This window comes from Gordonia sp. OPL2, assembly GCF_003797825.1.
Lineage (GTDB): Bacteria > Actinomycetota > Actinomycetes > Mycobacteriales > Mycobacteriaceae > Gordonia.
On record NZ_RKME01000024.1, the window covers coordinates 53942 to 76627 of the forward strand.

25 protein-coding genes are annotated in these 22686 nt (G+C 66.9%); all 25 read left to right on the plus strand.

Annotated elements, in window-relative coordinates; translation table 11 throughout:
- Positions 1-11: 11 nt before the first annotated feature.
- Positions 12-1745: a terminase large subunit gene (locus tag EEB19_RS19980; RefSeq protein WP_187589105.1), complete on the plus strand. Its 1734-nt coding sequence runs from the start codon at positions 12-14 to the stop codon at positions 1743-1745.
- Positions 1742-1921, plus strand: coding sequence for a hypothetical protein (locus EEB19_RS19985; RefSeq protein ID WP_187589106.1), 180 nt, complete (start codon positions 1742-1744; stop codon positions 1919-1921). The genes EEB19_RS19980 and EEB19_RS19985 overlap by 4 nt, the downstream gene beginning before the upstream one ends.
- Positions 1922-1968: 47 nt before the next feature.
- The gene (locus EEB19_RS19990) at positions 1969-3372 is read left to right on the plus strand and encodes a phage portal protein (RefSeq protein WP_262365799.1); all 1404 of its coding nucleotides are present in this window, start codon (positions 1969-1971) and stop codon (positions 3370-3372) included.
- Positions 3369-4325 (plus strand): HK97 family phage prohead protease, encoded by a 957-nt coding sequence (locus EEB19_RS19995; protein WP_187589108.1) that lies wholly within the window; start codon positions 3369-3371, stop codon positions 4323-4325. Before EEB19_RS19990 ends, EEB19_RS19995 begins: the two co-directional genes overlap by 4 nt.
- 16 nt (positions 4326-4341) lie before the next feature.
- Complete coding sequence (locus EEB19_RS20000; protein WP_262365800.1) at positions 4342-5802, plus strand: phage major capsid protein; 1461 nt, start codon at positions 4342-4344, stop codon at positions 5800-5802.
- A 96-nt stretch (positions 5803-5898) separates the two neighbouring features.
- Entirely contained in the window at positions 5899-6282 is a 384-nt protein-coding gene (locus tag EEB19_RS20005; protein WP_187589110.1) for a hypothetical protein, read from the plus strand.
- Positions 6275-6688: a hypothetical protein gene (locus EEB19_RS20010; protein ID WP_187589111.1), complete on the plus strand. Its 414-nt coding sequence runs from the start codon at positions 6275-6277 to the stop codon at positions 6686-6688. Before EEB19_RS20005 ends, EEB19_RS20010 begins: the two co-directional genes overlap by 8 nt.
- Positions 6685-7212: a hypothetical protein gene (locus tag EEB19_RS20015; protein ID WP_187589112.1), complete on the plus strand. Its 528-nt coding sequence runs from the start codon at positions 6685-6687 to the stop codon at positions 7210-7212. Before EEB19_RS20010 ends, EEB19_RS20015 begins: the two co-directional genes overlap by 4 nt.
- Entirely contained in the window at positions 7209-7550 is a 342-nt protein-coding gene (locus EEB19_RS20020) for a hypothetical protein (protein WP_187589113.1), read from the plus strand. Before EEB19_RS20015 ends, EEB19_RS20020 begins: the two co-directional genes overlap by 4 nt.
- A 10-nt stretch (positions 7551-7560) precedes the next feature.
- Positions 7561-7893: a hypothetical protein gene (locus tag EEB19_RS20025; RefSeq protein WP_187589114.1), complete on the plus strand. Its 333-nt coding sequence runs from the start codon at positions 7561-7563 to the stop codon at positions 7891-7893.
- A complete protein-coding gene (locus EEB19_RS20030) occupies positions 7893-8339 on the plus strand; it encodes a hypothetical protein (protein ID WP_187589115.1) in 447 nt (148 codons plus the stop codon). Before EEB19_RS20025 ends, EEB19_RS20030 begins: the two co-directional genes overlap by 1 nt.
- A complete protein-coding gene (locus EEB19_RS20035) occupies positions 8339-9145 on the plus strand; it encodes a phage tail tube protein (protein WP_187589116.1) in 807 nt (268 codons plus the stop codon). The genes EEB19_RS20030 and EEB19_RS20035 overlap by 1 nt, the downstream gene beginning before the upstream one ends.
- A 3-nt stretch (positions 9146-9148) precedes the next feature.
- Positions 9149-9859, plus strand: coding sequence for a hypothetical protein (locus tag EEB19_RS20040; RefSeq protein ID WP_187589117.1), 711 nt, complete (start codon positions 9149-9151; stop codon positions 9857-9859).
- Positions 9860-10309: a hypothetical protein gene (locus tag EEB19_RS20045; RefSeq protein WP_187589118.1), complete on the plus strand. Its 450-nt coding sequence runs from the start codon at positions 9860-9862 to the stop codon at positions 10307-10309.
- Positions 10299-14840 (plus strand): phage tail tape measure protein, encoded by a 4542-nt coding sequence (locus EEB19_RS20050; RefSeq protein ID WP_187589119.1) that lies wholly within the window; start codon positions 10299-10301, stop codon positions 14838-14840. The genes EEB19_RS20045 and EEB19_RS20050 overlap by 11 nt, the downstream gene beginning before the upstream one ends.
- Positions 14840-15679 (plus strand): hypothetical protein, encoded by an 840-nt coding sequence (locus tag EEB19_RS20055; protein ID WP_187589120.1) that lies wholly within the window; start codon positions 14840-14842, stop codon positions 15677-15679. Before EEB19_RS20050 ends, EEB19_RS20055 begins: the two co-directional genes overlap by 1 nt.
- A 2-nt stretch (positions 15680-15681) precedes the next feature.
- Complete coding sequence (locus tag EEB19_RS20060; protein WP_187589121.1) at positions 15682-17274, plus strand: hypothetical protein; 1593 nt, start codon at positions 15682-15684, stop codon at positions 17272-17274.
- 8 nt (positions 17275-17282) lie between these two features.
- On the plus strand, positions 17283-17996 hold the full coding sequence (locus EEB19_RS20065) for a M15 family metallopeptidase (protein WP_187589122.1): 714 nt from the start codon (positions 17283-17285) through the stop codon (positions 17994-17996).
- Positions 17993-18268, plus strand: a complete 276-nt coding sequence (locus EEB19_RS20070; protein WP_187589123.1) for a hypothetical protein — start codon at positions 17993-17995, stop codon at positions 18266-18268. Before EEB19_RS20065 ends, EEB19_RS20070 begins: the two co-directional genes overlap by 4 nt.
- On the plus strand, positions 18268-19179 hold the full coding sequence (locus tag EEB19_RS20075; protein ID WP_187589124.1) for a hypothetical protein: 912 nt from the start codon (positions 18268-18270) through the stop codon (positions 19177-19179). The genes EEB19_RS20070 and EEB19_RS20075 overlap by 1 nt, the downstream gene beginning before the upstream one ends.
- A 5-nt stretch (positions 19180-19184) precedes the next feature.
- Positions 19185-19583 (plus strand): hypothetical protein, encoded by a 399-nt coding sequence (locus EEB19_RS20080; protein ID WP_187589125.1) that lies wholly within the window; start codon positions 19185-19187, stop codon positions 19581-19583.
- Positions 19580-19858: a hypothetical protein gene (locus EEB19_RS20085; protein WP_187589126.1), complete on the plus strand. Its 279-nt coding sequence runs from the start codon at positions 19580-19582 to the stop codon at positions 19856-19858. Before EEB19_RS20080 ends, EEB19_RS20085 begins: the two co-directional genes overlap by 4 nt.
- A gap of 196 nt (positions 19859-20054) precedes the next feature.
- Complete coding sequence (locus EEB19_RS20090) at positions 20055-20429, plus strand: hypothetical protein (protein WP_187589127.1); 375 nt, start codon at positions 20055-20057, stop codon at positions 20427-20429.
- Positions 20426-21136: a PE-PPE domain-containing protein gene (locus tag EEB19_RS20095; RefSeq protein WP_187589128.1), complete on the plus strand. Its 711-nt coding sequence runs from the start codon at positions 20426-20428 to the stop codon at positions 21134-21136. Before EEB19_RS20090 ends, EEB19_RS20095 begins: the two co-directional genes overlap by 4 nt.
- Before the next feature lie 74 nt (positions 21137-21210).
- Positions 21211-22686, plus strand: a complete 1476-nt coding sequence (locus EEB19_RS20100; protein ID WP_187589129.1) for a hypothetical protein — start codon at positions 21211-21213, stop codon at positions 22684-22686.

A 22686-nucleotide genomic window follows, 5' to 3' on the forward strand; every position in this document is an offset into this window, starting at 1 on the left:
GAGGTCGGGCTGTGACCGAGTGGTCTGACCCGACGACTGCCGAGTGGGCTGACCTCACCGAGGATGATCTCGCTGAGCTGAAGGTCAGCCCCGAGGTGGCGTGGTACTGCCAGAGCCGGGGCATCCCGGTGCCCGACTGTCCGCCGCTGGTCAAGACGCCTGAGCCCCGGGATGTGCCTGGCGCCCAGTTCGACCCGGCTCGGGTGGACAAGGTGCTGCTGTCGTTCTCGATGATGCGCCACACGAAGGGGCGCCTGGCTGGCCGGCCACTGAAGCCCGATCCGTGGCAGGTCGTGTGGGTGTTGGCCCCGACGTTCGGCTGGGTGATCTACGACGAGGACGTGTCCCGCTGGGTGCGGGTCATCCGCACGCTGTACGTCGATCTGCCACGCAAGAACGGGAAGTCGACGCTCTCGGGTGGTATCGGGCTCTACCTCACGTGCGCTGACGGTGAGCCTGGTGCGCAGGTGGTGGCGGCGGCCACACGGAAGGAACAGGCACAGTTCGTCTTCGACCCGATCAAGACGATCTGCGAGAAGTCGCCCGGTCTGCGGACTCACACGAAGACGTTCACCGGCAAGGTGGTGCATCCGAAATCGGGCAGCTACTTCAAGGTCGTCGCTGCTGCTGGTGATGCCCAGCATGGCGCCGATCTACATGGCGGCATCATCGACGAGCTCCACCTGCACAAGACCTACGACCTGGTCGAGGCGATCGAGACGGGTACGGGTTCACGCTCGCAACCGCTGACCGTCATGATCACCACGGCGGATGCGGGCAAGCGCCACACGCCGTATGACCGCAAGCGCACCATGATCGAGCAGCTGGCGCGTCGGGTGACGAAGGACCCGTCGACGTTCGGCGTCGTGTGGGCGACACCGCCGGAGATGGACCCGTTGACCGAGGAGGGCCAGCGCGCGGCGAACCCGGGGTTCGGTGTCTCGCCGACGCGGGCGTATCTGCGGGACGCGGCGAAGAAGGCGCAGAACTCACCGGCCGATATGGCGAGCTACCTACGTCTGCACTGTGGCCGGCGCACCAAGCAGTCCGAGAAGTACCTCGACCTGACGGCCTGGGACAACAACGCATCGATCGTCGATGAGACGCGGCTGGCCGGGCGGATCGCCTTCGGCGGGCTCGACCTCGCCGCGACGTCGGACCTCTCGGCGCTGTGCTGGGTGTTCCCGGATGAGGATTACAAGACCTTCGACCTGTTGTGGCGCATCTGGACTCCCGAGGCGAACCTCGAGAGTCTCGACGCTCGTACATCGAACATGGCGTCCACCTGGGTCAAGTCGGGGCTGCTGACCGTCACCTCGGGCAACGTCATGGACTACGACTACATCGAGTCGACGATCGCGAAGGACTCCGAGGCGTTCGACGTCCGTGAGATCGCCTACGACCCATGGAATGCGACCCAGCTGGTGAACAACCTCGTCGGTCAGGGCGCACCGATGGTGACGATGCGGCAGGGCTTCGCCTCGATGTCGGGTCCGACGAAGGAACTTCAGCGCCTGCTCCTGACGGGGACGGCCGATCGTCCGATCTTGCGCCATGGCGGCAATCAGGCCGTGACGTGGATGGTCGACAACTTCGCTATCGCGATGGACCCGGCCGGGAACGTGAAGCCGGACAAGGCGAACGCTGCAGACAAGATCGACGCGGTCGTCGCACTGATCATGGGCCTGTCTCGGGCAATCGAGGCGCGGCCTGCCGACGTAGATGTTTGGGGGTTCCTCGCATGACGTTGCCACAGGCGTGCATCCTGCTCACGCTGCTCGGCGTGCTCGCAGTGGTCGTGGGCTGCGCACTCCTCTGGTCAATCGGGGTGGCGTGCATCGTCGGTGGCGTGATGGTCATCGTGGGCGCTGTCGCCCTGTATGACCCGAAGGCGCTGCACGACGCGAGGGCGCGTAAGTGAACCTCCTCGACCGGATGAAAGGTCGCGCCCGTGGGCCCGAGGAGCGGATGACCATCGACGAGCTGCAGTCGATGCTCAACCAGCAGATGGGCGGGCTCGCTTCGGGCTACCTGCAGCCGGTGCTGCATCAGACACTCAAGGGTGAGGCGACTGAGCGGCCGGCGAACAACTTCGTCGGACTCGCCCAGCAGGCCTACGCGGCAAACGGCGTGGTGTTCTCCTGCATGCTGGTTCGTCAGCTGGTGTTCTCGTCGGTCCGGTTCAACTATCAACGGCTGCGCGAGGGTAAGCCGTCGGACATGTTCAGCACGGCGGAGCTGCATGTGCTCGAACGCCCCTGGGTCGGTGGGACCACCCAGGACATGTTGTCTCAGATGATCCAGGACGCGGACCTCGCGGGAAACAGCTACTGGGTCCGAGGCGGAACGCGGGCCGATGAACTGATTCGGCTGCGGCCCGACTGGGTCGAGATTGTCGGGCGCAAGCGTCACCTGGCTGGACGGAACGGCCGACCACAACTCGGCAATCGCGGAAATGGCCAGGTCGGCTGGGAGAAGATCGGCTACCTCTACACCGAGGGTGGACCAGGCAACAGCGACCCCGTGCCGTTCACGGCGGCCGAGGTGTGTCATTTCGCACCGATCCCAGATCCCCTCTCGCCTTTCGCTGGGATGTCATGGCTGACACCGATCCTGCGCGAGATCCAAGCGGATCAGGCGATGACCAACCACCAGCGCAAGTTCTTCGACAACGCCGCGACCCCGAACATGATCATCAAGCACCCACAAGGCGCTCAGAAGGACGCCGTCGAGCGCTGGGTCGAAGACTTCGCCGACCAGTACAAGGGCGTCGAGAACGCCTACAAGTCGCTGCAGCTCTACCCCGGCGCGGACGCTGAGGTGGTCGGCGCCAACCTGAAGGACATCGATTTCAAGGACGTCCGGGGCGGCGGCGAGACCCGTATCGCCGCGGCGGCCGGCGTCCCTCCGGTGATCGTTGGGCTCTCCGAGGGCCTCGCGGCCGCGACCTACTCGAATTACGGGCAGGCGCGACGTCGACTGGCCGATGGCACTGCACATCCGTTGTGGCAGAACCTCGCATCGTGCCTGGAGAACGTGGTGCCGAATCTCGGTGCCGACGTGCGGCTCTGGTATGACGCCTCCGACGTCCCGTTCCTGCGCGAGGACGAGAAGGACGCCGCCGAGATCCAGAAGACCCGCGCGGAGACCATCAACTCGCTCATCGCGGCGGGATACGCGCCCGAATCGGTCGTCGCCGCCGTCGAGGCGAACGATCTGCGCCTACTCGTCCACACGGGCCTCACGAGCGTTCAGCTACAGGCGCCAGGCGCGGGACCGCCACCACCAGAGCAGGCACCAACCGAACCCGAACCCGCACCGACCGATGCGGACACCAGCCCGACGGCCGAGGACGAGGGAGAGACCGAATGACCACCACCACGAAGACTCACGCTCGGGCAGACCTGCAGAGGTCGGTCCCGTTCACCGTCGTACGCGACGCTGAGGGCAACGGCGATGGCCTGACGTTCGAGGGCTATGGCGCGGTGTTCAATTCGCCCACTCGAATCGACTCGTGGGAGGGCACGTTCGACGAGCAGTTCGCGCCCGGTGCGTTCCGGAAGTCGTTGCGCGAGCGGACCCCGAAGTTCCAGTTCGACCACGGACGCCACCCGCTGATCGGCAGCGTCCCGATCGGCAAGATCACCGCGATCAGCGAGGACGAACGGGGTCTGCACGTCGAGTCGCGCCTCGGCCGGCACATCATCATCGACCTCATCCGAGAGGCCATCGAGTCCGGCGCGATCGACGGCATGTCGATCCGATTCACCGTCGTCCGCGAGGAATGGCGCGACAAGATGGGCGTCGTCGTCCCGGCCTCCGAGGTCGACCACCTCCTGTGGTCTCCGGATGAGCGCGGGCCGCTGCTGCGCACCATTACCGAGGCGAAGCTCGACGAGGTCGGCCCCGTCGTATGGCCGGCCTACCAGGACACCACTGCGAGCGTGCGATCCGCCGAACCGGTCACCATCGCGCCTGATCGTCTCCACGAACCCGAGCAACGCAAGATGCTCGCTGAACTGCTGCTGCGTGCCGAATCGGCCGACAGCGCCAGCCCTCCCGATTCGGGAGGGTCGTCCGAGGACGAGCCGCAAGACACCGCCGATCAGGTGGCCGTCGAGCACTCGGATGAGGACACCGAACCGCCGCAAGGCACCGCCACCGAGGCGGCCGCCGAGCACGGATCGGATTCCCCCACCGAAGAAGCACATCCCGCGCCGACCGACGACGTCGACGCCGCCCGTTCAGCCGAGACCGATCGGCTGTTCGCGGAGGCGCTCGCCGAAGTCGCGAACACGCGGGATGCGACCCCACCGATCATCTGAACGAAGGAGTATCACCGTGGCCGTCGAACTGACCCACAAGCAGGCCCTCAACCGCGAGAAGGACATCCAGGACGAGCTGGAGCGTCTGAAGGCCAAGACCGACAAGACCGCCGAGGATCACGCCGCGGTGCCCAAGCTCCTCGCCGAGTTCCGCGACGTCCACGCTCACCGTCTCGACCTCGAGCACGACGCCGCGCTCGCCGAGATCCGCTCCGCAGCGACCAGCGGCACGGACTCGGAGACCCGGGACGACACCCGCGGCGGAGGCAGTGACGTCGACATCGTCGACACCACTCGCCATCGGGGTGCACCGAGCCTGGGCGGCAAGTACCGCAACCCGTGGGACACCTCGGAGGTGCGCTACGGCCAGGCAGGCACCGCCGACGAGCTGCGCCACCGCGCCGAGGACGCGATCGAGCGGATGCCGCACGCGTCGCAGAAGGTGCGTGAGGCGTCGGCCGGTTTCGTCGAGCGCGCCGGGGACGACACCCGCATGGCCGAGCTGGTGCTCGGCACCAGCAGCCCGGAGTACGCCAAGGCGTTCTTCAAGGTCGTGCGTGCACAGGGCCAGATGGCCGGACTCGAGGCCAGCGAGCAGCGCGCCCTGTCGCGGGCGATGTCGCTGACCGACGCCAACGGCGGCTTCGCGGTTCCGTTCCAGCTCGACCCCACGGTGATCCTCACCGCGGACGGCTCGTTCAACCAGGTTCGCCAGATCGCCCGCGTGGTGACCGCGACCGGCGATGTGTGGCACGGCATCTCCTCGGCGGGCGTCACCGGCTCGTGGGACGGGGAGGGCACCGAGGTGTCCGACGACTCGCCCACCCTGGCGCAGCCGGCCATCCCGATCCACAAGGGCGATGTGTTCGTCGCCCAGTCCTTCGAGGTCGAGGCCGACGCAGGCCTCGCGGGCGAGATCGCACGGATGATCGCGTTCGAGAAGGACAGCATGGAGTCGGTCGCGTTCGTGACCGGATCCGGATCGGGCCGCCCGACCGGCATCGTCACCGCACTCGCGGGCACGAGCTCGGTCATCGCATCCACCACGACCGACACCTTCGCGGTGGGCGACGTGTACAAGCTCGACACCGCGCTGCCCGCCCGGTACGCCGCCAACGGCTCGTACCTCGGGCACCGCGGGATCTACAACGCGATGCGCCAGTTCGACACCAACGGCGGTTCGGCCCTGTGGGGTCAGCTCGCCGAGGGCCGCAAGTCCGAGCTGCTCGGCCGCCCCGACTACATCGCGGAGGCGATGAAGTCGACCGTCACCGCGGCACAGGACAACCACGTCCTGGTGTTCGGCGACTTCTCGAACTACGTGATCGCCGACCGCATCGGCACCACGCTGTCGTACATCCCGCACCTGTTCGGCGCCAACGGCCGCCCGACCGGTCAGAGCGGCTGGTTCGCGTACTTCCGCGTCGGCGCCGACTCGGTGAACGACGGCGCATTCCGGATGCTCAACGTCACGTAGTCCCGCCCACCCAGTTCGTCTGAAGGGGTCCAGGTTCGCCTGGGCCCCTTCGGCGTTCCACCACCCCGATCACTCTTCTCTGAAGGAGGTCTCCCGATGCCGTTCCGCTGCATCAACGCATTCCAGTACGGGGAAGCCCTGTACGCAGGCGGTCAGCTCGTCGACGACGGCGACCCGATCCTCGACACCCACTCCGCGCACTTCGCGCGCGTGGCGATCCCGGTGGCGCCCGGCATCGAGACCGCCTCCACCGATCTGCCCAAGCCGGTCGCGACCGCGCCGGTCGGCGCAGACGCCAACCCGACGCCCACCACGGACACCGGCACCAGCAGCAATGCACCTGCCGATCCGACGGCGGCCGAGGCCGGCAAAGCCGCCGAGGAGGCCGCGGCGAGCGCAGCGAAACCCGCCGATGGCGCCAAGGCCGCGACCCCGAAGTCGCCACGGACGCCACGCAGTGGGGGCAAGTCCGGTGCGTGAGTCGCTGTACAACCGCTGCTTGACTCGGGCGGCGCTGCCGATCGCCGTGCGCACCAATGGCACCGCGAACGGCACCACCGTCGACCTCGGCGTGTACGGCAACGACTTCCGAGCCGTCCTGTTCATCGTCACCGCTGCGACGATCACCGACGGGTCGCACGCGATCACGATGCAGGAATCCGACGACGGGACGACCTGGCGCGCAGTCCCGGCCACGAAGCGCCTCGGTGCACTCCCGACGATCGTCGCCGCCAATGACGACGCGATCTTCGAGTTCGGCTACGTCGTCGGCACAGCGCAATTCGTGCGACTGGTCGCGACCACGTCCGGCGCGACCGGCGGCGGCGAGTACGGCGCAGTGGCCGTCCTTGCGGAAGCCTCGAGCACCCCGGTGGCGCGGGCGTGATCGACTTCTCGGCCTACGACCTGCTCATCCCCGAGGATGACGACCGGCTCGCCGATCTCGACCTCGGCGAGCTGGAGGCGGTCTGCGATGCCATCCGCAACTGGTGCGGGTGGCATGTCGCGCCGGAGGTGACCGAGACCCTCACGCTCGACCAGATCGGCCATCGCGTCCTCACCCTGCCGTCGCTGCACGTGACCGAGGTCGCCGCGGTGACCGACGCCGACGGTCGGGCGATCACCGATTTCGAATGGCGCGATATCGGACAGCTGAAGCGCCGCAATGGATGGCCCGTCGGCTATCGCGCGGTCAAGGTGACACTGACCCACGGGTTCGCCACAGTGCCGCCCGAGATTGTCAGCGTCGCAATCCACATGCTCGAAGAGCGCGCCGACGCCGCCGACCACGCCGGCAACATCAAGACCGCCCAGCTCGATGGCGCAGCGATCACCTACGACTCGACGGCGACGGCGTTGATGCGTGACCTCGACACCTACAGCCACGCGATCGGCCGGTATCGGCTGTGAGTCGCCGCGACCCGATGGCGCGGTTCTACACCTGGCCGCTGATTGTCGAACGCAAGACCGGCACCGATCAGCGCGGCAACGCGGTGCTGGCGCCACCGGTGACGATCAAGGCGAAGATCCGCATGGTCTCCGAGGTCGTCACGACCACCGACGGCAAAGAGGTCACCACGGTGGCCACCGCGTCGATGTCAGCCGACACACCGGTCATTCCGACCGGGTCGCGCGTCACCCTGCCCGAGGAGTTGTCCTCGGCGCGCAAAGGTCACGTCGCCGCCGAAGGGTTGCACGACCTTCGCATCCCGCGGACGCCTCGGTTCTACCAGATCCAGATCGCCTAGGAGGTCCGTGATGGGTATGCGTGGCCACTGGCCAGAGCCCGAAGAGGCAGCAGCAGCACGCAAGTCGGCGGCACGTCGCGCGGGCGAGCGACTGCTGGACGACGCACGCGACCGGGCGCCCGAGTTGACCGGCGAGCTGAAGGACTCGGGCGAGATGACCGAGCTCGACGACGACGCGGCGCGGGTCTCTTTCACCGCGCCCCACGCGATGCGCCAGCACTACCTCGATTACGAGCATCCGCGCGGCGGCGAGCGGTTCTTCCTGCTCAATGCGTCCGAGGAGATCGGCCCTCAGCTCGGTCAGATCCTGGCCGACGAGTTGCGGACGAAGCTGGGCGGCTGATGCGCCAGCCCACGAGCTCCGAGGTGATCGCCGCCTTGGGGCAGTATCTCGCTGGTCGGAACATGGTGCGTTACAGCGCAACCTACGAGGGCGACGATCCGATGCCCGCGTTCATCGACGGGTTGCTGCCGCCCGATCCCGACACCGTCGTCGCCGCGACGATCGTCCGCGATGACCGCGAGCGCGACCTCGACAACCCGGACATCGACGTCCGGCTGCGCTTTCGCGCTGCGGCCGGCGCCGATCGAACCGCGGACGACATCGCCGACGTGCACTTCTTCGTGCTGCACGTCCCCGATCACGTTGTCCGCAAAGAAGTGTGGCCCGGCGGCGTCCGGGTCCTTGATGTCCGCCGGGTCGTGCGGGCGCCGTCCTTCCAGGACGCAAACGGTCGCACCGTGCGTGCCGACGACTACCGGATAACCCTCAACCCGAAGGAGCAATGATGTCTGTACTCGCACCACCGGACACCTCGGATCTGGACGCCACACTCGCCCGGAATTGGGCGGTCCTGACCAAGGCCAAGTCGTCGGACCCGTGGACCCCGGTCAAGTGCCTGACGACCGTCACGCCCAACATGGGCGACAAGCAGCGCCAGGACGCCGGCGACTTCCACAGCGGCGCCTACACCGCGCAGATCGCGACCGAGGCGTCGTGGTCGATCGAGCTGGGCCTGCAGCTCAAGCTCGACCCCGGCACCGATCTGCCCGACCCCGGCCAGGAGATCCTGCGCGACAAGATGGGCAAGCTCGGCGGCGAAGAGCTGGTCTACATCTGGATCTACCGCACCGACGGCCGCCCGGAAAGCTACCAGGGCCGCGCGGGCGTCACCTTCCAGTACGCCTCGGGCGACAAGGCGGCACTGTTCGGCGGCACCGTCCAGCTCACCGGCTACGGCGCCTACTCGCAGCCGGCGAAGCCGACCGACGTCGCGGTCAACGAGGTGCAGCGCATCGAGATCATCTCCGCGCCTACCACGTTCAAGCTGAAGTTCCTCGGCGCCGAGACGGGCAGCCTGACGATCGCCTCGCTCGACGCCGCAACATTGCAGACCGCGATCACGGGGCTGGCGGGTGTCGGGTCGGGCAACGCGGTGGTCACCGGCACCAACTCGGCCGGCTACAACGTCACCTTCCAGGGCGCGCTCGCCGGGATCGACGTCCCGACGCTGAAGGTGTCGGCCATGGTCGGAGGCACCAGCCCCGAGATTGACATCTCGGTGGTCACCGAGGGTCACGCGGCCGCGGCCTGATCTGTGTCCGACCAGTTCGATGAGTGGCTCGACTCCGGGCTCGTGCTCCCCATCCGGGGTCACGAGTTCCGGGTCGAGCCGCCCTCGGCGATGACGATCCTGTGTCTGCATCGCCGCCTGATCTCCGAGAAGATCAACGACGCCACCGAGCGTGAGGACATCCGCGCCGTCCTCGGCCCGACGTGGCAGAAGATGTGCGACGCAGGCATTCCCGACTCGATGGCCATGCACGCCGGGCGCACCGCGGTCATGAAGTACCTCGACGACGCCGAGGCCGCGATCGGCGTGTGGAACTTCGAGGCGCCGACGGAGCCTGAGCGTGAGCCGGAGAAGCGCGGCCCCTCGATCTACGGCGTCGACCCCGACGACAGCATCGATCCACCCGGCACCATCAGTGACCTCGATCCTGGCGGCGGCCCGTACATGCCCGACGTCGGCATGCGCGTGTGGGCCTACCCGCCCCAGTACGCCCCCGCCTACCGCGAGCAGGAAGTGGCCGAACAGCAGGCAGCCAACACCGCCAGCTGGACAGACATCTTCCACGCCTGGGATGCGATCGAGATCGACTTCCAGATCCTCTGCCAACGCGATCTGACACCCGAACTCCTCGAGGCGAAGTCGTGGCGCTGGTTCGCCGTTCGCCTCTCCCGCATCCTCGGCGACCGCTCGACGCTGTCGTCGCAGTACATCAGCTCACGAAAGGCAGACCAGTAGATGGCAACACACCTCGACGACCTCGCGTCTCACTACGATCCGGATCTGCTGCTGCCCATCGACGGTGTGCTCTACCGGATTCCGGCACCGTCGATCGGTGAGGCCGACCGTCTGCGGCCGAAGCTGTGGGGAGCCGAGGCGCGCGTGTTCGGCCCCGACGAGGAGTGGGCCGAGTGCATCAAGATCCTCGGCACCGCCTACGCCGAGATGGTTGCCCACGAGATCCCCGCGCCCTACGTCGGGCATGCCGGCCGAACCGCGCTGATCTACTTCTGCTCAGGACCACAGGGTGGCGAACTCGCTCGCGCGCACTGGCAGTTCATCCACATCACCGAACGCATCAACGTCCCGAAGCTGATGGAGCTCCTGGGCGAGGAAGCCGAGCGGATCCGCAACGAGGACGCCGCCCGCGAGGCGATAAACGCGAAGGCCACCGCCGATGGCCGATAGGGTCGTCGAGCTCTTCGCGGACCTCTCGATCCGCGGAGGCGATGCGTTCGACCAGCAGCTGCGGTCGAGCAAGCAGGGCCTCGAGCAGATGGGCCAGGCCGCCGACGACTCGAGCGAGCAGGTCCGCCAGGCCGCGATCAAGCAGGTCAACGCCTACGAGCGGGTGCAGACCGAGGTCGACAAGGCCGCCCAGGCTCGGCGGAAGGCCGCTCAGACGGCCAAGGACGCTGTCGAGCGCGAGAAGCTCGCGACCGACCGGCTCGCCGACGCGCAGAAGAAGTACGGCGATCTCTCGCCTGAGGTGATCCGCGCCCAGAAGCGGGTCTCCGACGCCCACAAGGACACCGAGCGCGCAGCTCGCGCCGCGGAGAAGGCGACCGACCAGTACACCGTCAAGCAGAAACAGGCCGCCAACGCCGCCCAGAAAGCCGCTCAGGAGATCCGGCGCGCGGGCGATGAGATCGATACCGCGATGCCCAGCGGGAAGAACCTCGACGGATTCATGGGCAAACTTGGCTCGCTCGGCGAGAAGGGGTCGGAGTTCGGCGGCAACCTCGGCGGCGGGTTCATGGCCGGGTTCGCCCCGAAGATCGCCTCGCTCGGATCGAAGGGCGGTCCGATCGGCGCCGCGCTCGCAGGCGTGGCGACTGTGGGTCTCGCAGCCGGCGCCCTGCTGGCCCGCTCGGTCGCCGACGGCGCGAAGCGCGGCCAAGATCAGAACGAGGTGCAGGCGCAGCTCGGTATCGACGACGCCACCGCGGGTCGCCTCGGTAAGGCCGCATCCGAGGCCTACATGGGCAACTTCGGCGAGAGCGTCAAGTCGAACATGGAGAGCATCGGCACCGCGATCCAATCGGGTCTGCTGGCTCCGACGGCCGGCCAGGGCGACATGCAGCACATGTCCGAGCAGCTCTCCACGCTCGCGACGGTCATGAAGGTCGACATCCCCGAGGCCGCCCGCGCCGCCGGCCAGATGGTCAAGACCGGGATGGCCGACAACGCAACCGAGGCGTTCGACATCCTCACCGCGGCATCCCAAAAGGGCCTGAACATCTCAGGTGACCTGCTCGACACGATGAACGAGTACGGCACCCAGTTCCGCAAGGTCGGCCTCGACGGCGCCGACGCCATGGGCCTGATCTCGCAGGCGGTGCAGAACGGCGCGCGTGACACCGACGTCGCCGCCGACGCGATCAAGGAGTTCTCTCTCCGCGTCACCGACGGTTCCGAGTCGACCTCGACCGCGCTGCAGGGCCTGGGCCTCAACGTCCAGGACATCACCGCACAGCTGGCCCAGGGTGGCGAACCAGCGAAGCAGGGCCTCGACCAGATCCTCGACAAGCTGCGCGAGATGCCGCCGAGTGTCGAGAAGAACCAGATCGCCGCAGCGCTGTTCGGCACCCAGTGGGAAGACCTCGGCGCGGCGTTCGACCACTTCGATCTCTCGACGGCTCGAAAGGAGCTCGGCGACACTGAGGGCGCACTCGACATGGCGTCGAAGAAGCTCAGCGAGGGCCCGGGTGCGGCGGCCGAGCAGGCGCGCCGCACGGTCGAAGAGGCGACCATGGGGATCAAGCAGACCCTCGCTGACGCGTTCGGGCCGGCAGCGCAGGACATGGCCCAGGGGCTCCTCGAGAACAAGGATGAGATCGCGTCGTTCTTCGCCGATCTCGTCGTCGCCGCACTTGATTTCGGTATCGCCATGGGCAACACCGCGGCGGGTGCACTGCACGTCTGGGGTGAGGCAGCCAACGGGCTAGGAACGATGATCGGCGGGCTCGTCGAGCTGGCCGGAACAGGCATCGGCGTGATGGGCAATCTCATCTCGAAGATCCCCGGAATGGGGGACATCGGCAACACGATGCGCGATGCCGGCGACAAGGCGAAAGAGACCGGCACGTCGATGAAGTCAATGGGCGACGGCGCACATGCCGCGGCCAACTTCATTGCCGACCAGCTCAACCCCGCGATGGCCAACGCACGTGACAAGGTCGCCGCCGCCGGGGACGCCGCGCGCAACTCGTCGGCCGGTATGGACACGCTGCGTAATTCGATCGTTGGCGTCCCGGATGGCAAGTCGGTGGTTATCACCGACAACAGCCCCGAGGCGCGGAAGCGACTCGAGGATCTCGGATTCACCGTCACGACGATGCCTGACGGCTCGGTGTACGTCGAAGCGAAGACGGCCGACGCGCAGGCGCGCCTCGACCAGCTGCAGCGCGAGGGCACCAAGTGGATCAACGTGAAGCTGAAGGCGGAACAGACTGCCTACGCGCAGCGCGTGATTGCCGCCCTCGAGGCGAACCAGACGGCGATCACGTCGATCAGCCCGAACGCTGACGGCTCGATCCGTCAGTTCGCCGACGGCGGGGTCGATGGGCCACTCCCCGACCAGGCGGTCATCCAGAACGCGCGCAACGGAAAGCGCGGCCTGATCCAGTGGGCGGAGGCCGACGCGGGCCCGTGGGAGGCGTACATCCCCGGCGCTCAGTCGAAGCGACCGCGGGCCACCGCGATCCTGTCGGAGGTGGCCGACCGGTTCGGTTACCGGCTCGCCTCCTACGCCGACGGCGGGATCGCCGAGGGCTACGGCCTGCCAGCCGGGACGTCGATTGGCTACGGCGGTAGCGGATTCCCTGACTGGATCACCCAGCTGGGCGCCAGCTACAACGTGAAGCCGAGCACGTATGCGGGCCACCAGGAGTCTGATCGCGGCGAGGCCGGGTACGCGCCCAACCCGCAGGGCCTGAACCGTGGCATCGACTGGTCGGGGTCGGTCGACGACATGCAGCGGTTCGCTGAGGCGATGATGGTTGCAGCGCCGAACGACCCGGCGATCGAGCAGGTCATCTGGATGAACCCGAACACCGGGCAGAAGCTCGGATGGCACGGCCGCAGTCCCGACACCGATGGCAGCTACTTCGCCAGCGACTACGGCGGGCACACCGACCACGTGCACCTGCGCGTCAACTCCCGCGTCGGCGCCAACGCCGGCAGCAGCGGGGCGTCGGGTGCCGATCAGCCGATCATCGACGTCACCCTCTCGCCGGAATCGTCGCGTGAAGATGTGGCGCGCAAGATCATCGCCGAGGGCAAGCGACGCGGCTACAACGACGCGGAGATCAAGGCGATCCTCGCGACCGCGATCCAGGAGTCGAACCTCTCGCCGTCGGCCCAGGGTGGCGGCGGCGCCTGGCACGGCGTCTTCCAGCAGGACGGCTCGTACCCCGGCCGCGACGACCCGAACACCAACATCACCGGCTTCTACGACCGGCTCGACCAGAAGAAGCGGTCCCAGGGGTGGTCAACCGACCCGTACCGCAACATCTTCTGGCTGCAACAGCGGCCCGGCGAGCTGTCGGCTGATGCGGCGGTGGCCAACGGTCGGCAGGGCTACCTGTCCGAGATCCAGTCCCGGGCGGGCGAGGCCGACTCGATGTTCTCCTCGGTCGGCCCGGTCGGCGGACCACCGACGCCGGAGGGCTACGGGCAGACGTTCACCGTCAGCCCCGACGGCACGGTCACCAACACGACTGCGGCAACCGGACCGCCGGAGGACCCGTACACCACCGAGGTCACCTTCGACAATCCGCTCGAGCCGTTCTGGTGGAAGGGCGAGAAGGAGTACCGCCAGCGGATCATCGACGAGGAGGAGAAGCGCAAGGCCTGGGACGAGTACTGGGACAAGGCCGGTCAGACGAGCTCGGACTCGAAGTCGAAGACCGACGGGACCGGCACCGGCACCGCGAAGAAGGGCAAGAAGCTCCCGACGCTCGAGGAGGCTGAGGCCGATCTCCGCGACGCCCAGGAGTCGCTGAAGATCGCCGAGCAGCGCCAGCGCGAGCTGAAGCCGGACGCCAAGGAGTCGTCGAAGATGTCGGCGCAGCGCGCCGTCACCAAGGCCAACGAGGCGGTCACCGAAGCGAAGTCGGTGATCGAACAAGTGAAGGCGAACCCGTCGGGCTACCTCCCGGCGGCGCCGGAGGTGAAGAAGTTCGCGTTCGGCGACGTCCGCAATGGGCATCAGCCGGAGATGGTGCGGCCGGGCGATTTCCGGATGTGGGGCGAGCCGGAATCCGGTGGCGAGTCCTACATCCCGCACGCACCTGACCGTCGCGCCCGCGCGATCGACATCTGGGCCAAGACCGGACGCATTCTCGGCGTGAAGGGCTTCGCGGCTGGTGGATTCGGCGGCTACACCGCCGACACCCGTGACGCGTCGGCCCCGAAGAACCTCTACGACCTCCTCTCACTCGGTGTCGGCGGCGGAATGATGCTCGCCAACGCGGCGTCGCCGTACGCGATGTCGTTCCTCACCGGCAAGTGGGACCTCGGCAACCTCACCCCGCAGTTCGACACGAAAGCCAACAGCAACAGCGACGTCACCCAGCTCGTCGGCGGCGCTGTCGGCCAGATCTCGTCGCAGCTCACCGAGATCATCTGGGCGCTCAAGGAGGGCGAGAACATCACCGTGAAGATCGACGGCGTCACCGCTCCGGCCAACCTCTCGATGACACGAAAGGGCTGGTGATGGGACTCGAACCGCCGCGGTGCCGATTCACCGGATGGAACGGCAAGGACTGGAAGTTCGGCGACCCGAGCTGCCCGCTGCGCCTGGCCGGGGTGAAGGGTCTGGCGGGAGCACCCACCGAGTTCGTCGACGTGCAGGGCGCAGGCCAGCTGGGCGTCACGAACGTCGACATCACATACGGGCCCAACGTCGTCACGCTCGACGTGAACGTCGGCCCGCTGCTCGACGACGAGCCGGTCATGGGTGATCAGGCGGTGGCGATCTTCTCGGCCTGGCGGCGGTCCCTCGGTATCGGCAAGCAGGTCGGGAAGTTCGAGCTCGTCGAGACTGGCCGCTTCCAGATGGTCCGCGCGGTCATGTCGACGATGCCGGACTACTCGATCCATCAGGTGTTCAATGCCGGATGGACCCGTGAGCAGATCCAGCTGCGATCCGACGAGTCCTGCTGGCGCACCGACCCGTTCGACCAGACCTTCCCCTACGGATCGACGATCGAGGTCGACAACCTCGGCGACTTCGAGACCTGGCCCTGGTACGAGATCATCGGGCCGATCACCAACCCGACTGTCGGGCTGATGGGCGAGACCCGCACGATCAAGAAGGCCGACGGATCGAACCTCGTCATCCCGGCCGGGCAGAAGCTCACCATCCAGACCGACCCCGACCTGTGGGAGATCGTCGACCACACCGGCACCGACCAGTCGTGGATCGGTGACCGCTGGCACCAACGCGCCCCCGAGACGACAGTCGGCATCCCCGTCACCTTCACCGGATCCGGGACGTCGAGCGGCACCTCGATCCGTGTGGTGATCCCGCAGCTGTACTGGCAGGCGATCTAGCGATGCCGCCATTCGCACCCGGGTACGCCGATCCGTACACCGGGCCAGTCGAGCAGTACGACATCCAGGTCGGCAAACGCTTCGGCGGCGGCACCGGATCGAAGGTCAGTTGGCGCCCAGTCGGCACCTACGAAGAGGCAGCCCGCGACGACACCTGGGGCCTCGAAGGTGGCGGGCTCGTCTTCACCCTGAAGCCGGACAACCCGCTCAACAACCTCATCGAAGAGACCGGCATCAAGCGCCGCGCGTATCACGTGCGCTGCACCCACAACGGCATCACCGCCTGGTACCGAATCAAGAAGCGCCGCAAGACCGGACGCGCCGGCCAGGAGAAGGTGCTCTACGAGTGCGTCGACTACAAATACTGGCTCACCCGGGTGCTGTTCTGGGTCAACCCGCTATTCCCGCCCGAGATCCAGGTGGGTCTGACGGGCAAACAGGACGTGATGTTCGGGCCGCCCGACCCGGTCTTCAAGTACTTCATGTCCAAAAACATGATTCGGCTCGACCGGCCGGTGTACTGCAAGCTGCCGATCCACTGGCCCGACTCGTGGACCCAGCCCGACCTGACGAACATCGACAGCCTCGACGACCTGCTCGACCTGCTGTTCGACGCCACCGAGGAGATCACCGGCCTGCAGTGCCGATTCACCCAGGGCGACGAGGCGTTCGCCCAGACCGTCGACATGCTCGAAATGGGCGTCACGGTCGACTTCTGGGACGGCCACGGCGAGAGCCCCGAGCTATTCAACACCGACAGCCTCGCCGCGCTGCAGTCGATCATCGACTACAGCTCCGATCACTTCCTCGACCTGTCGCAGCTACTCAAGCCGATCAACTCGGGACTGTGGTCCAACGAGGCTGACCGCGCCTGCTACGTCTTCGACACCGCAGAGAAGCGCGACCGCCGCGAAGTCCAGTTCCGCACCGACGGAACACAGATCGACACCTACGAGCTGGGTGAGGAACACGCTGATGCGACCGACGCGATCGTCGGAGGCAAGAGCCCGTCGATGGTCAACGAGCTCATCGAGATCGGCGCCAACCTCGCGATCGCCGCGATCCTCGCCGTCGTCGCGACCATCCCGGGACTCGCCGGCGCGGCCGGACTATCGATCGGCGTCGGCGACCTGTTCGACGACATCTTCTTCGCCTACCAACGCTTCTGGGACCAGGAGCTCGAGGACGACATCGGCGTCGACGACGCGTTCGCCGAAGGGTTCGCCGACAACACCGCCGCCTACTCGGTCGACTCCTATTCGGTCGGCAAGAAATACCTCAAGGACCACGGCGGCAGCGAGCAACTGACGATCAACACCGTCGCCTACGGACCGACCGGACGCGGCATCACCTACGGCGCCGACGACGGCACCGCACGCCGTTTCCGCATGGGCGACAACCTCACCTTCTGGGACCGCGGCAACACCGTCGAGCAGTACGCCTCGAAAGTCACCATCACCGACAAGCCCGGCGAGCGGATGGTCCAACAGCTAACCCTCGGCGACGACAAGCGGCTCAAGGGCGTGTGGGACCGCGCTCTCGGCGGCCTCGGTCGCGCTGCCGCATCCATCAACGGTCTCGCGAACAGCACATAGGAGGACACATGACATTCCGAACTGCGTACGGCAACAAGTACTCCGAGAACGGTTGGCGCATGGTCAACCGCGACGAGTGTGCCCTGATCCAGGGTCTCGCGTTCATGGACACCGCGCCGGTCCGCAAGGGCTACGCGTTCGAGGCGCTGTCGGCGTTCGCCCACTGGTACGACGCGAACGTGCCGGGTGAGATCGTGTCGCCGACGTGGGGGTGGTCGAACACGAACGACGTTTGGACGTCGAACCATTTGTCGGGCACCGCGCTCGATATCAACGCCCCGCAGTACCCGTGGGGTGGCGACCGGATGGCGCGCGAATATCCGAACAGGGTGGCGGCGATCCGGCGGGGCCTCGCGGAGTTCGAGGGGATCATCTTCTGGGGTGCCGACTGGTCGCGCAAGGATGAGATGCACTTCCAGCTCAACGGCGGCACCGCCTCCGGTGACGGGGCGTCGGATCGGCTGGTCGACTTCGTGACGCGGCGGATCAAGGACGGCCGCCTGATCGGGTCGGTCGGGAAGACGGCGCTCGACGCGGCGAAGGTCAACGCGTTCACTCAGGCGTTCATGGGTCCGATCGGCTCGGACACGAAGGACTCGCGCGAGCAACTGTGCGGCATGGGCGCCCGCGACGCCGGCGAGTACGACGGCTGGGGACAGCTCGGCAACCGCACCTTCACCGACGGCCTCGGCGCGGTGCTCGGTCGGGTGGTGAACCGATGAGCGCGACCGGCATGCCCGACCTCACCGAGGAGGGCTACGACCGGATCGTGGATCACGGCCGCGTACAGACGGTCTGGTACCCGGACGGCCGAGTGCGGCTGCGCCACGAGTGCCGACGACCTTACATCGTCCTGCACACCGCACCCCTGCTGCAGCTCGACAACGGCCACACGATCGTCTCGACCGACCCAGTAACCGTCACCCCGTCGATCATGTGCGCCGACTGCGGCCTGCATGGATTCCTCACCGACGGCGTCTGGAAGGACTGCTGATGGGTACCTACTGGGCCGACGTCTCACAGTTCCAGCGGCCGGTCGACGACGACTACCCGCATCGGGTGTTCTCGTTCCGCACCAACACCGGCAGCGTGAAGGACACCCGCGCCGACGCCAACCTCACGTGGGCGTTGCAGGCGCTCGCCGACGGCGACCTCGACATCGTCATCCCCTACTACTTCTTCCGGCCCGGGGCGGCGAACTGCGACCTGTGGCGTGAGGTCGTCACCCGCGCCGGGCGGATCGATCCGCGCATCGTCTGCATGGTCGACGTCGAATCCGGATCGGGTTCGTCGCAGGGTGCGATCCCGATCCGCGACCACTCGGACGAGATCAACGATGAGATCGCCCGCGTCCGAGGATGGCTCGGCGGTTCGCGGGTGATCGGCTACTACAACCCGCGCGCCGACCCCGCCCTGTGGAAGGCTCGCGGCGACGTCCCGCTGGTGGTGCCGCACTACAACGGCAGCCCGGGCGATTCCTACGCGTACCCGAATCGGTTCGCCCATCAGTACTCCGACCGTGTGCCGTGCGCGCCGTTCGGACCGTGCGACGCCAACTACTCGGCGTTGTCCATCGACCAGCTCAAGACACTCTTTGGAATGGGAGGCACCACCATGGCGACAACCGACGTCGACCGCATCAACGACTTCACCCGCAACTTCAACGGCCCCATCGGCTCCGACGCCAAGGACATCCGATACCAGCTCGTCGGTGCCCGCGACCTCGTCTACAAGACGGTCAACGGCAAGAAGGTCGTCGACCTCGAGAAGTCGTTCCCTGGACTCCCGCAGCTCGGGAACCGCACCGTCACCGACGCGCTCGCCGCCATCGGCACCGCGCTCGGCATCCCCGGCTTCTACGACCCACTCGGGATCGTGAAGAACCCCACCACGGAAGGCAAGTGATCACCATGTCGGTACCCACAACCACTCCCGCTCGCCTCGTCTTCGGACGTGAGCCCGCCGTTATCTCGGCAGCGATCATGGCCGCCGTCGCGCTGCTCAGCGGGTTCCTGACGCCGATCTCGCCGACGACCCAGGCGCTCATCCAGACTGCCGTCGGCGCGGTGCTCGGCCTCTGGGTGCTCATCCAGGTGCGCGAGAATGTTGTGCCCGGCGTCCTCACACTGATCCAGGCGGTGCTTCCGCTCGCGGTCGTCGCCGGAGTCGACTGGACCACCGAACAGCAGGGCTTGATCTACTCGTCCGCCGCCGTGATCCTCGGACTGCTCGCGCGACCGAACCTGAATCCGAAGGTCATCGACGGCGAGGTGGTGCCCGGTTCGGTCAGGGACGAGCCTCTCGCATGAACTGGCTGAACCCCGCCGCGCTGAGTGACATCGGCGTGGTGGGGGTCGTCGTCGGGTTCGTCTTGGTGCTCGGCATCGCCTTCGCTCGCAAATGGATTGTGCTGGGCAGCGAGATCGACATCTACAAGACCGCCGCCGAACGCGACGCCAACACGATCAGGGACCTGTTGGCCGCGAACGCGACGCAGGCCCAGACGATGGCCGAATGGAATGTCGCCGGGCAACTGATCGCGAGTCAGTCCCGCGCACTACGAGACAGTTTGGAACACAACTGATGTGGTGGCGACGGAGCAAGGAAATGAAGCATGCACAGGTTGTAGATGCACGATCCCGGGCGCACGCCCGATCGGCCGAGAAGGCTCGGTCCGAGAGTGCGCGTCTCGTCGCTCAGGCGAGGCCAGTGCAGCAGGAGCTACGTGACCAGATGGAGCGAAACCACTGGGCTGAGCTGATCTTCGGAAGGTTGAACTAGTGGAACTGACGCACGTGGCCGACTGGGCGCTCGTTGTGTTGGCGGGTGTCACGACCGTCTTCACCCTCTGCTACTTCGTTGGGCAGCCGTGGTGGAAGGAGCGGGTGTCGATCATCTACCTCGGCAAGTCGGTTCTGCTGTCGCTGGTGCTGATCCAGATCTCGGCGTCGGTGTGGGCGGGAACGAGTTACCCGGGACGCGCTGTGATCCGGCTGGTGCTCTACTCCGGTGGCGCGATCATGATGTTCGCGCTGCTGGTGATGCTGCTCGTGCTGCAACACCGCACTCGTCGGGATCGTCGAGCCGCGGGTGACCATCGGCGGCAGTGGGAGATCTGGCGCGACGAACTCTTCAGCCGGATGCCGATCAGATGATCGACCTCCTCTGGCTCGACGGAACTTGGACCCGCCCGGGCCGCCGTTCGGCGCCGTCGGAGGCGCTGCGCCGCGCCGTCGATGGGAGCCGGGTGCGCTTCACCTACGTCGACTACCCGGGCCAGTTCGGTCCGGCGACGGGCGTCGGCGATCTGTCACCGGCCGAGTCGGTTTCGGCAGGCATGGTGGCGCTCACCCACGGCGTCGAGGCCTCCCTCAACCGCGTCGTCGTTGGCGGCTACTCGCAGGGCGCGATGGCCGCGATCGCATTCGCCCGCGAGATCCTGGCCCAACGGCCGGATCTGGTCGTCGACGCCGTCGCGACGATGGGCGACCCCCATAACCCGGTGCACGTCGGCCGGGCGGGGATCGCGGGCCCGCTGTCGGTGCCGCGGCGCCGGTTCACGGTGCATGTGCCGGGTGATCCGATCGCTGATCTGCCACTCGGGTCACCCCTGCGGTCGGTGGCCGATTTGACCGAGTGGATCAGCATTCGGTCGCCGGAGGCCGGTATCCGTTGGGCCACCGAGGCGTACGAGACCCTCGACCGGCAGCGAGCGCAGGCGTGGTGGGCGCCGTGGCGCTGGCACGACATCGAGTCGGCGGGCCGGTATGTGCTCGGCTACCTCGGCACGAAACACACCACCGACTACGTGACCGGTGGTCACGCGGTGCGGCTGGCCCGGATGATCGGGGGGGTTGCGTAGTGCCGCCGCGGATACCAGGTCGGCCTCCGCGCACCGTCGACCTCGAAGACCTGCACGACATCATCCTGAACGCGATGATCGTCGCCCCGTTGGCTCGGCTCATCGCGCCGAAGCTCGGGCTCGACCCAGAGGACTTCGACACCATCGAGGAGATTGAGGACTTCCTCAACCCGTGGCAAGACCTGTTCGGGGCGGACTTCGGTGATCTGCGTGATGCGTTCGAGGGCGACTACACCGGCACCGATCCGACCCTCCTGGCGATCCAGTCGCTGACCACGGGCAAGTGGGTCGACCTCGACAACATCGTCGACAACATCAACAACGCGATCGCTGGCGGTGTCGCCGCCGGAACCGGCGCGGTGGCAGGTGTTTTCAACACCGTGGCCAACATTTTCGGTATCGCCGACGCCGCACAGAAGACCGCCATGGCGGCTCAGCAGCAACTGCAGGACATCGCCAACACCACCCCCGAGGGCGGGTTCTCCTGGTCCACCATCTTTGCCGGGGCTGATGGGTCCGCGCTCAACTCCAGCGACTGGCCAGCGGGGTCCTCCGATCTGGTGATCCGCGGGGACAACGGCTATGTCGGCATCGCATCCGGCGCAGGCAACGGCACCTACTACCGGCAGTGCGCCTACTCCTTCGCGACCGACACTCAGGCCACCTCGATGGTGTTGGGTACCCGCCCAGCACTCGCACCCGGCTACGACACCGGGATGACCCTGCGGTGCAACGCCGACATGACCGCCGGGGCCTACTGCACCGTGGACCGCGAGATGGTGTCGGTGGGCCGGTTCACCCGGTCCGGCTCGACGTGGACCTTCACCCCGTTTTCGACCCAGGCCGTGGCCATCAACCAGGGCGACATCATCCGGTTCCGCGCATCAGGAGACAACTATTATGTCCAGGTCAACGGCACCACCAAGCTGTCCGTCACCGACAGCGGTGCAACAGTCGCCAAGGGCGCCAGCTACCGCCGGTCGGGGTTCCTCGAACAGCGTGGCACCCAGATCTTCTCGGTGGACTCTTACCGCATTGCCTCGTTCGCGATGGCGGACTGGTCAGCGCCGGGAGCAGGGTTGACCACCGCTGCGTGGCGGGTACGCCGAAGCAACACCGCCGAGGTGACCATCACCGCAGGGACGAACGTGCGCGATGTCATGCCGTCGGGGTTCTATGAGTCCTCCGATCTCGCCAACAATGTGACCGTCACCGATCTGGGGCTCGGTCGAATCACGATCGCCGAGGCGGGCTTTTACGAGATCGCGGCCTCCTCGGTGTACCGAACCAACTTCAGCAACTTGTCCGATGCGTACCGGCCCACCCAGTGGGTCCTCTACGTCGACGGCACACCCGTCGCGGGCCCGATCCATTCGGGGGCAAGCACCACCGTCTATCTGGCGGCCGGTCAGGTCGTCCAGCCGGGCTACGTTGCGGCCTGGCCAGGGTCCTACAGCTCCACAGCCGACAACCCGACGATCGCCTCATCCACCATCAACCGAATCGGCGGCGGCCCATCGGCGTCGTTCACCGGACGAAAGGTCGCCTGA

Excerpts from the sequence above, each read along its gene's own strand:
- EEB19_RS19985 (WP_187589106.1), top strand. The coding sequence starts at position 1,742 with ATGACGTTGCCACAGGCGTGCATCCTGCTCACGCTGCTCGGCGTGCTC.
- EEB19_RS19990 (WP_262365799.1), top strand. The coding sequence starts at position 1,969 with ATGACCATCGACGAGCTGCAGTCGATGCTCAACCAGCAGATGGGCGGG.
- EEB19_RS19995 (WP_187589108.1), top strand. The coding sequence starts at position 3,369 with ATGACCACCACCACGAAGACTCACGCTCGGGCAGACCTGCAGAGGTCG.
- EEB19_RS20005 (WP_187589110.1), top strand. The coding sequence starts at position 5,899 with ATGCCGTTCCGCTGCATCAACGCATTCCAGTACGGGGAAGCCCTGTAC.
- EEB19_RS20025 (WP_187589114.1), top strand. The coding sequence starts at position 7,561 with ATGGGTATGCGTGGCCACTGGCCAGAGCCCGAAGAGGCAGCAGCAGCA.
- EEB19_RS20030 (WP_187589115.1), top strand. The coding sequence starts at position 7,893 with ATGCGCCAGCCCACGAGCTCCGAGGTGATCGCCGCCTTGGGGCAGTAT.
- EEB19_RS20035 (WP_187589116.1), top strand. The coding sequence starts at position 8,339 with ATGTCTGTACTCGCACCACCGGACACCTCGGATCTGGACGCCACACTC.
- EEB19_RS20045 (WP_187589118.1), top strand. The coding sequence starts at position 9,860 with ATGGCAACACACCTCGACGACCTCGCGTCTCACTACGATCCGGATCTG.
- EEB19_RS20050 (WP_187589119.1), top strand. The coding sequence starts at position 10,299 with ATGGCCGATAGGGTCGTCGAGCTCTTCGCGGACCTCTCGATCCGCGGA.
- EEB19_RS20055 (WP_187589120.1), top strand. The coding sequence starts at position 14,840 with ATGGGACTCGAACCGCCGCGGTGCCGATTCACCGGATGGAACGGCAAG.
- EEB19_RS20060 (WP_187589121.1), top strand. The coding sequence starts at position 15,682 with ATGCCGCCATTCGCACCCGGGTACGCCGATCCGTACACCGGGCCAGTC.
- EEB19_RS20065 (WP_187589122.1), top strand. The coding sequence starts at position 17,283 with ATGACATTCCGAACTGCGTACGGCAACAAGTACTCCGAGAACGGTTGG.
- EEB19_RS20070 (WP_187589123.1), top strand. The coding sequence starts at position 17,993 with ATGAGCGCGACCGGCATGCCCGACCTCACCGAGGAGGGCTACGACCGG.
- EEB19_RS20075 (WP_187589124.1), top strand. The coding sequence starts at position 18,268 with ATGGGTACCTACTGGGCCGACGTCTCACAGTTCCAGCGGCCGGTCGAC.
- EEB19_RS20080 (WP_187589125.1), top strand. The coding sequence starts at position 19,185 with ATGTCGGTACCCACAACCACTCCCGCTCGCCTCGTCTTCGGACGTGAG.
- EEB19_RS20085 (WP_187589126.1), top strand. The coding sequence starts at position 19,580 with ATGAACTGGCTGAACCCCGCCGCGCTGAGTGACATCGGCGTGGTGGGG.
- EEB19_RS20095 (WP_187589128.1), top strand. The coding sequence starts at position 20,426 with ATGATCGACCTCCTCTGGCTCGACGGAACTTGGACCCGCCCGGGCCGC.
- EEB19_RS20100 (WP_187589129.1), top strand. The coding sequence starts at position 21,211 with ATGATCGTCGCCCCGTTGGCTCGGCTCATCGCGCCGAAGCTCGGGCTC.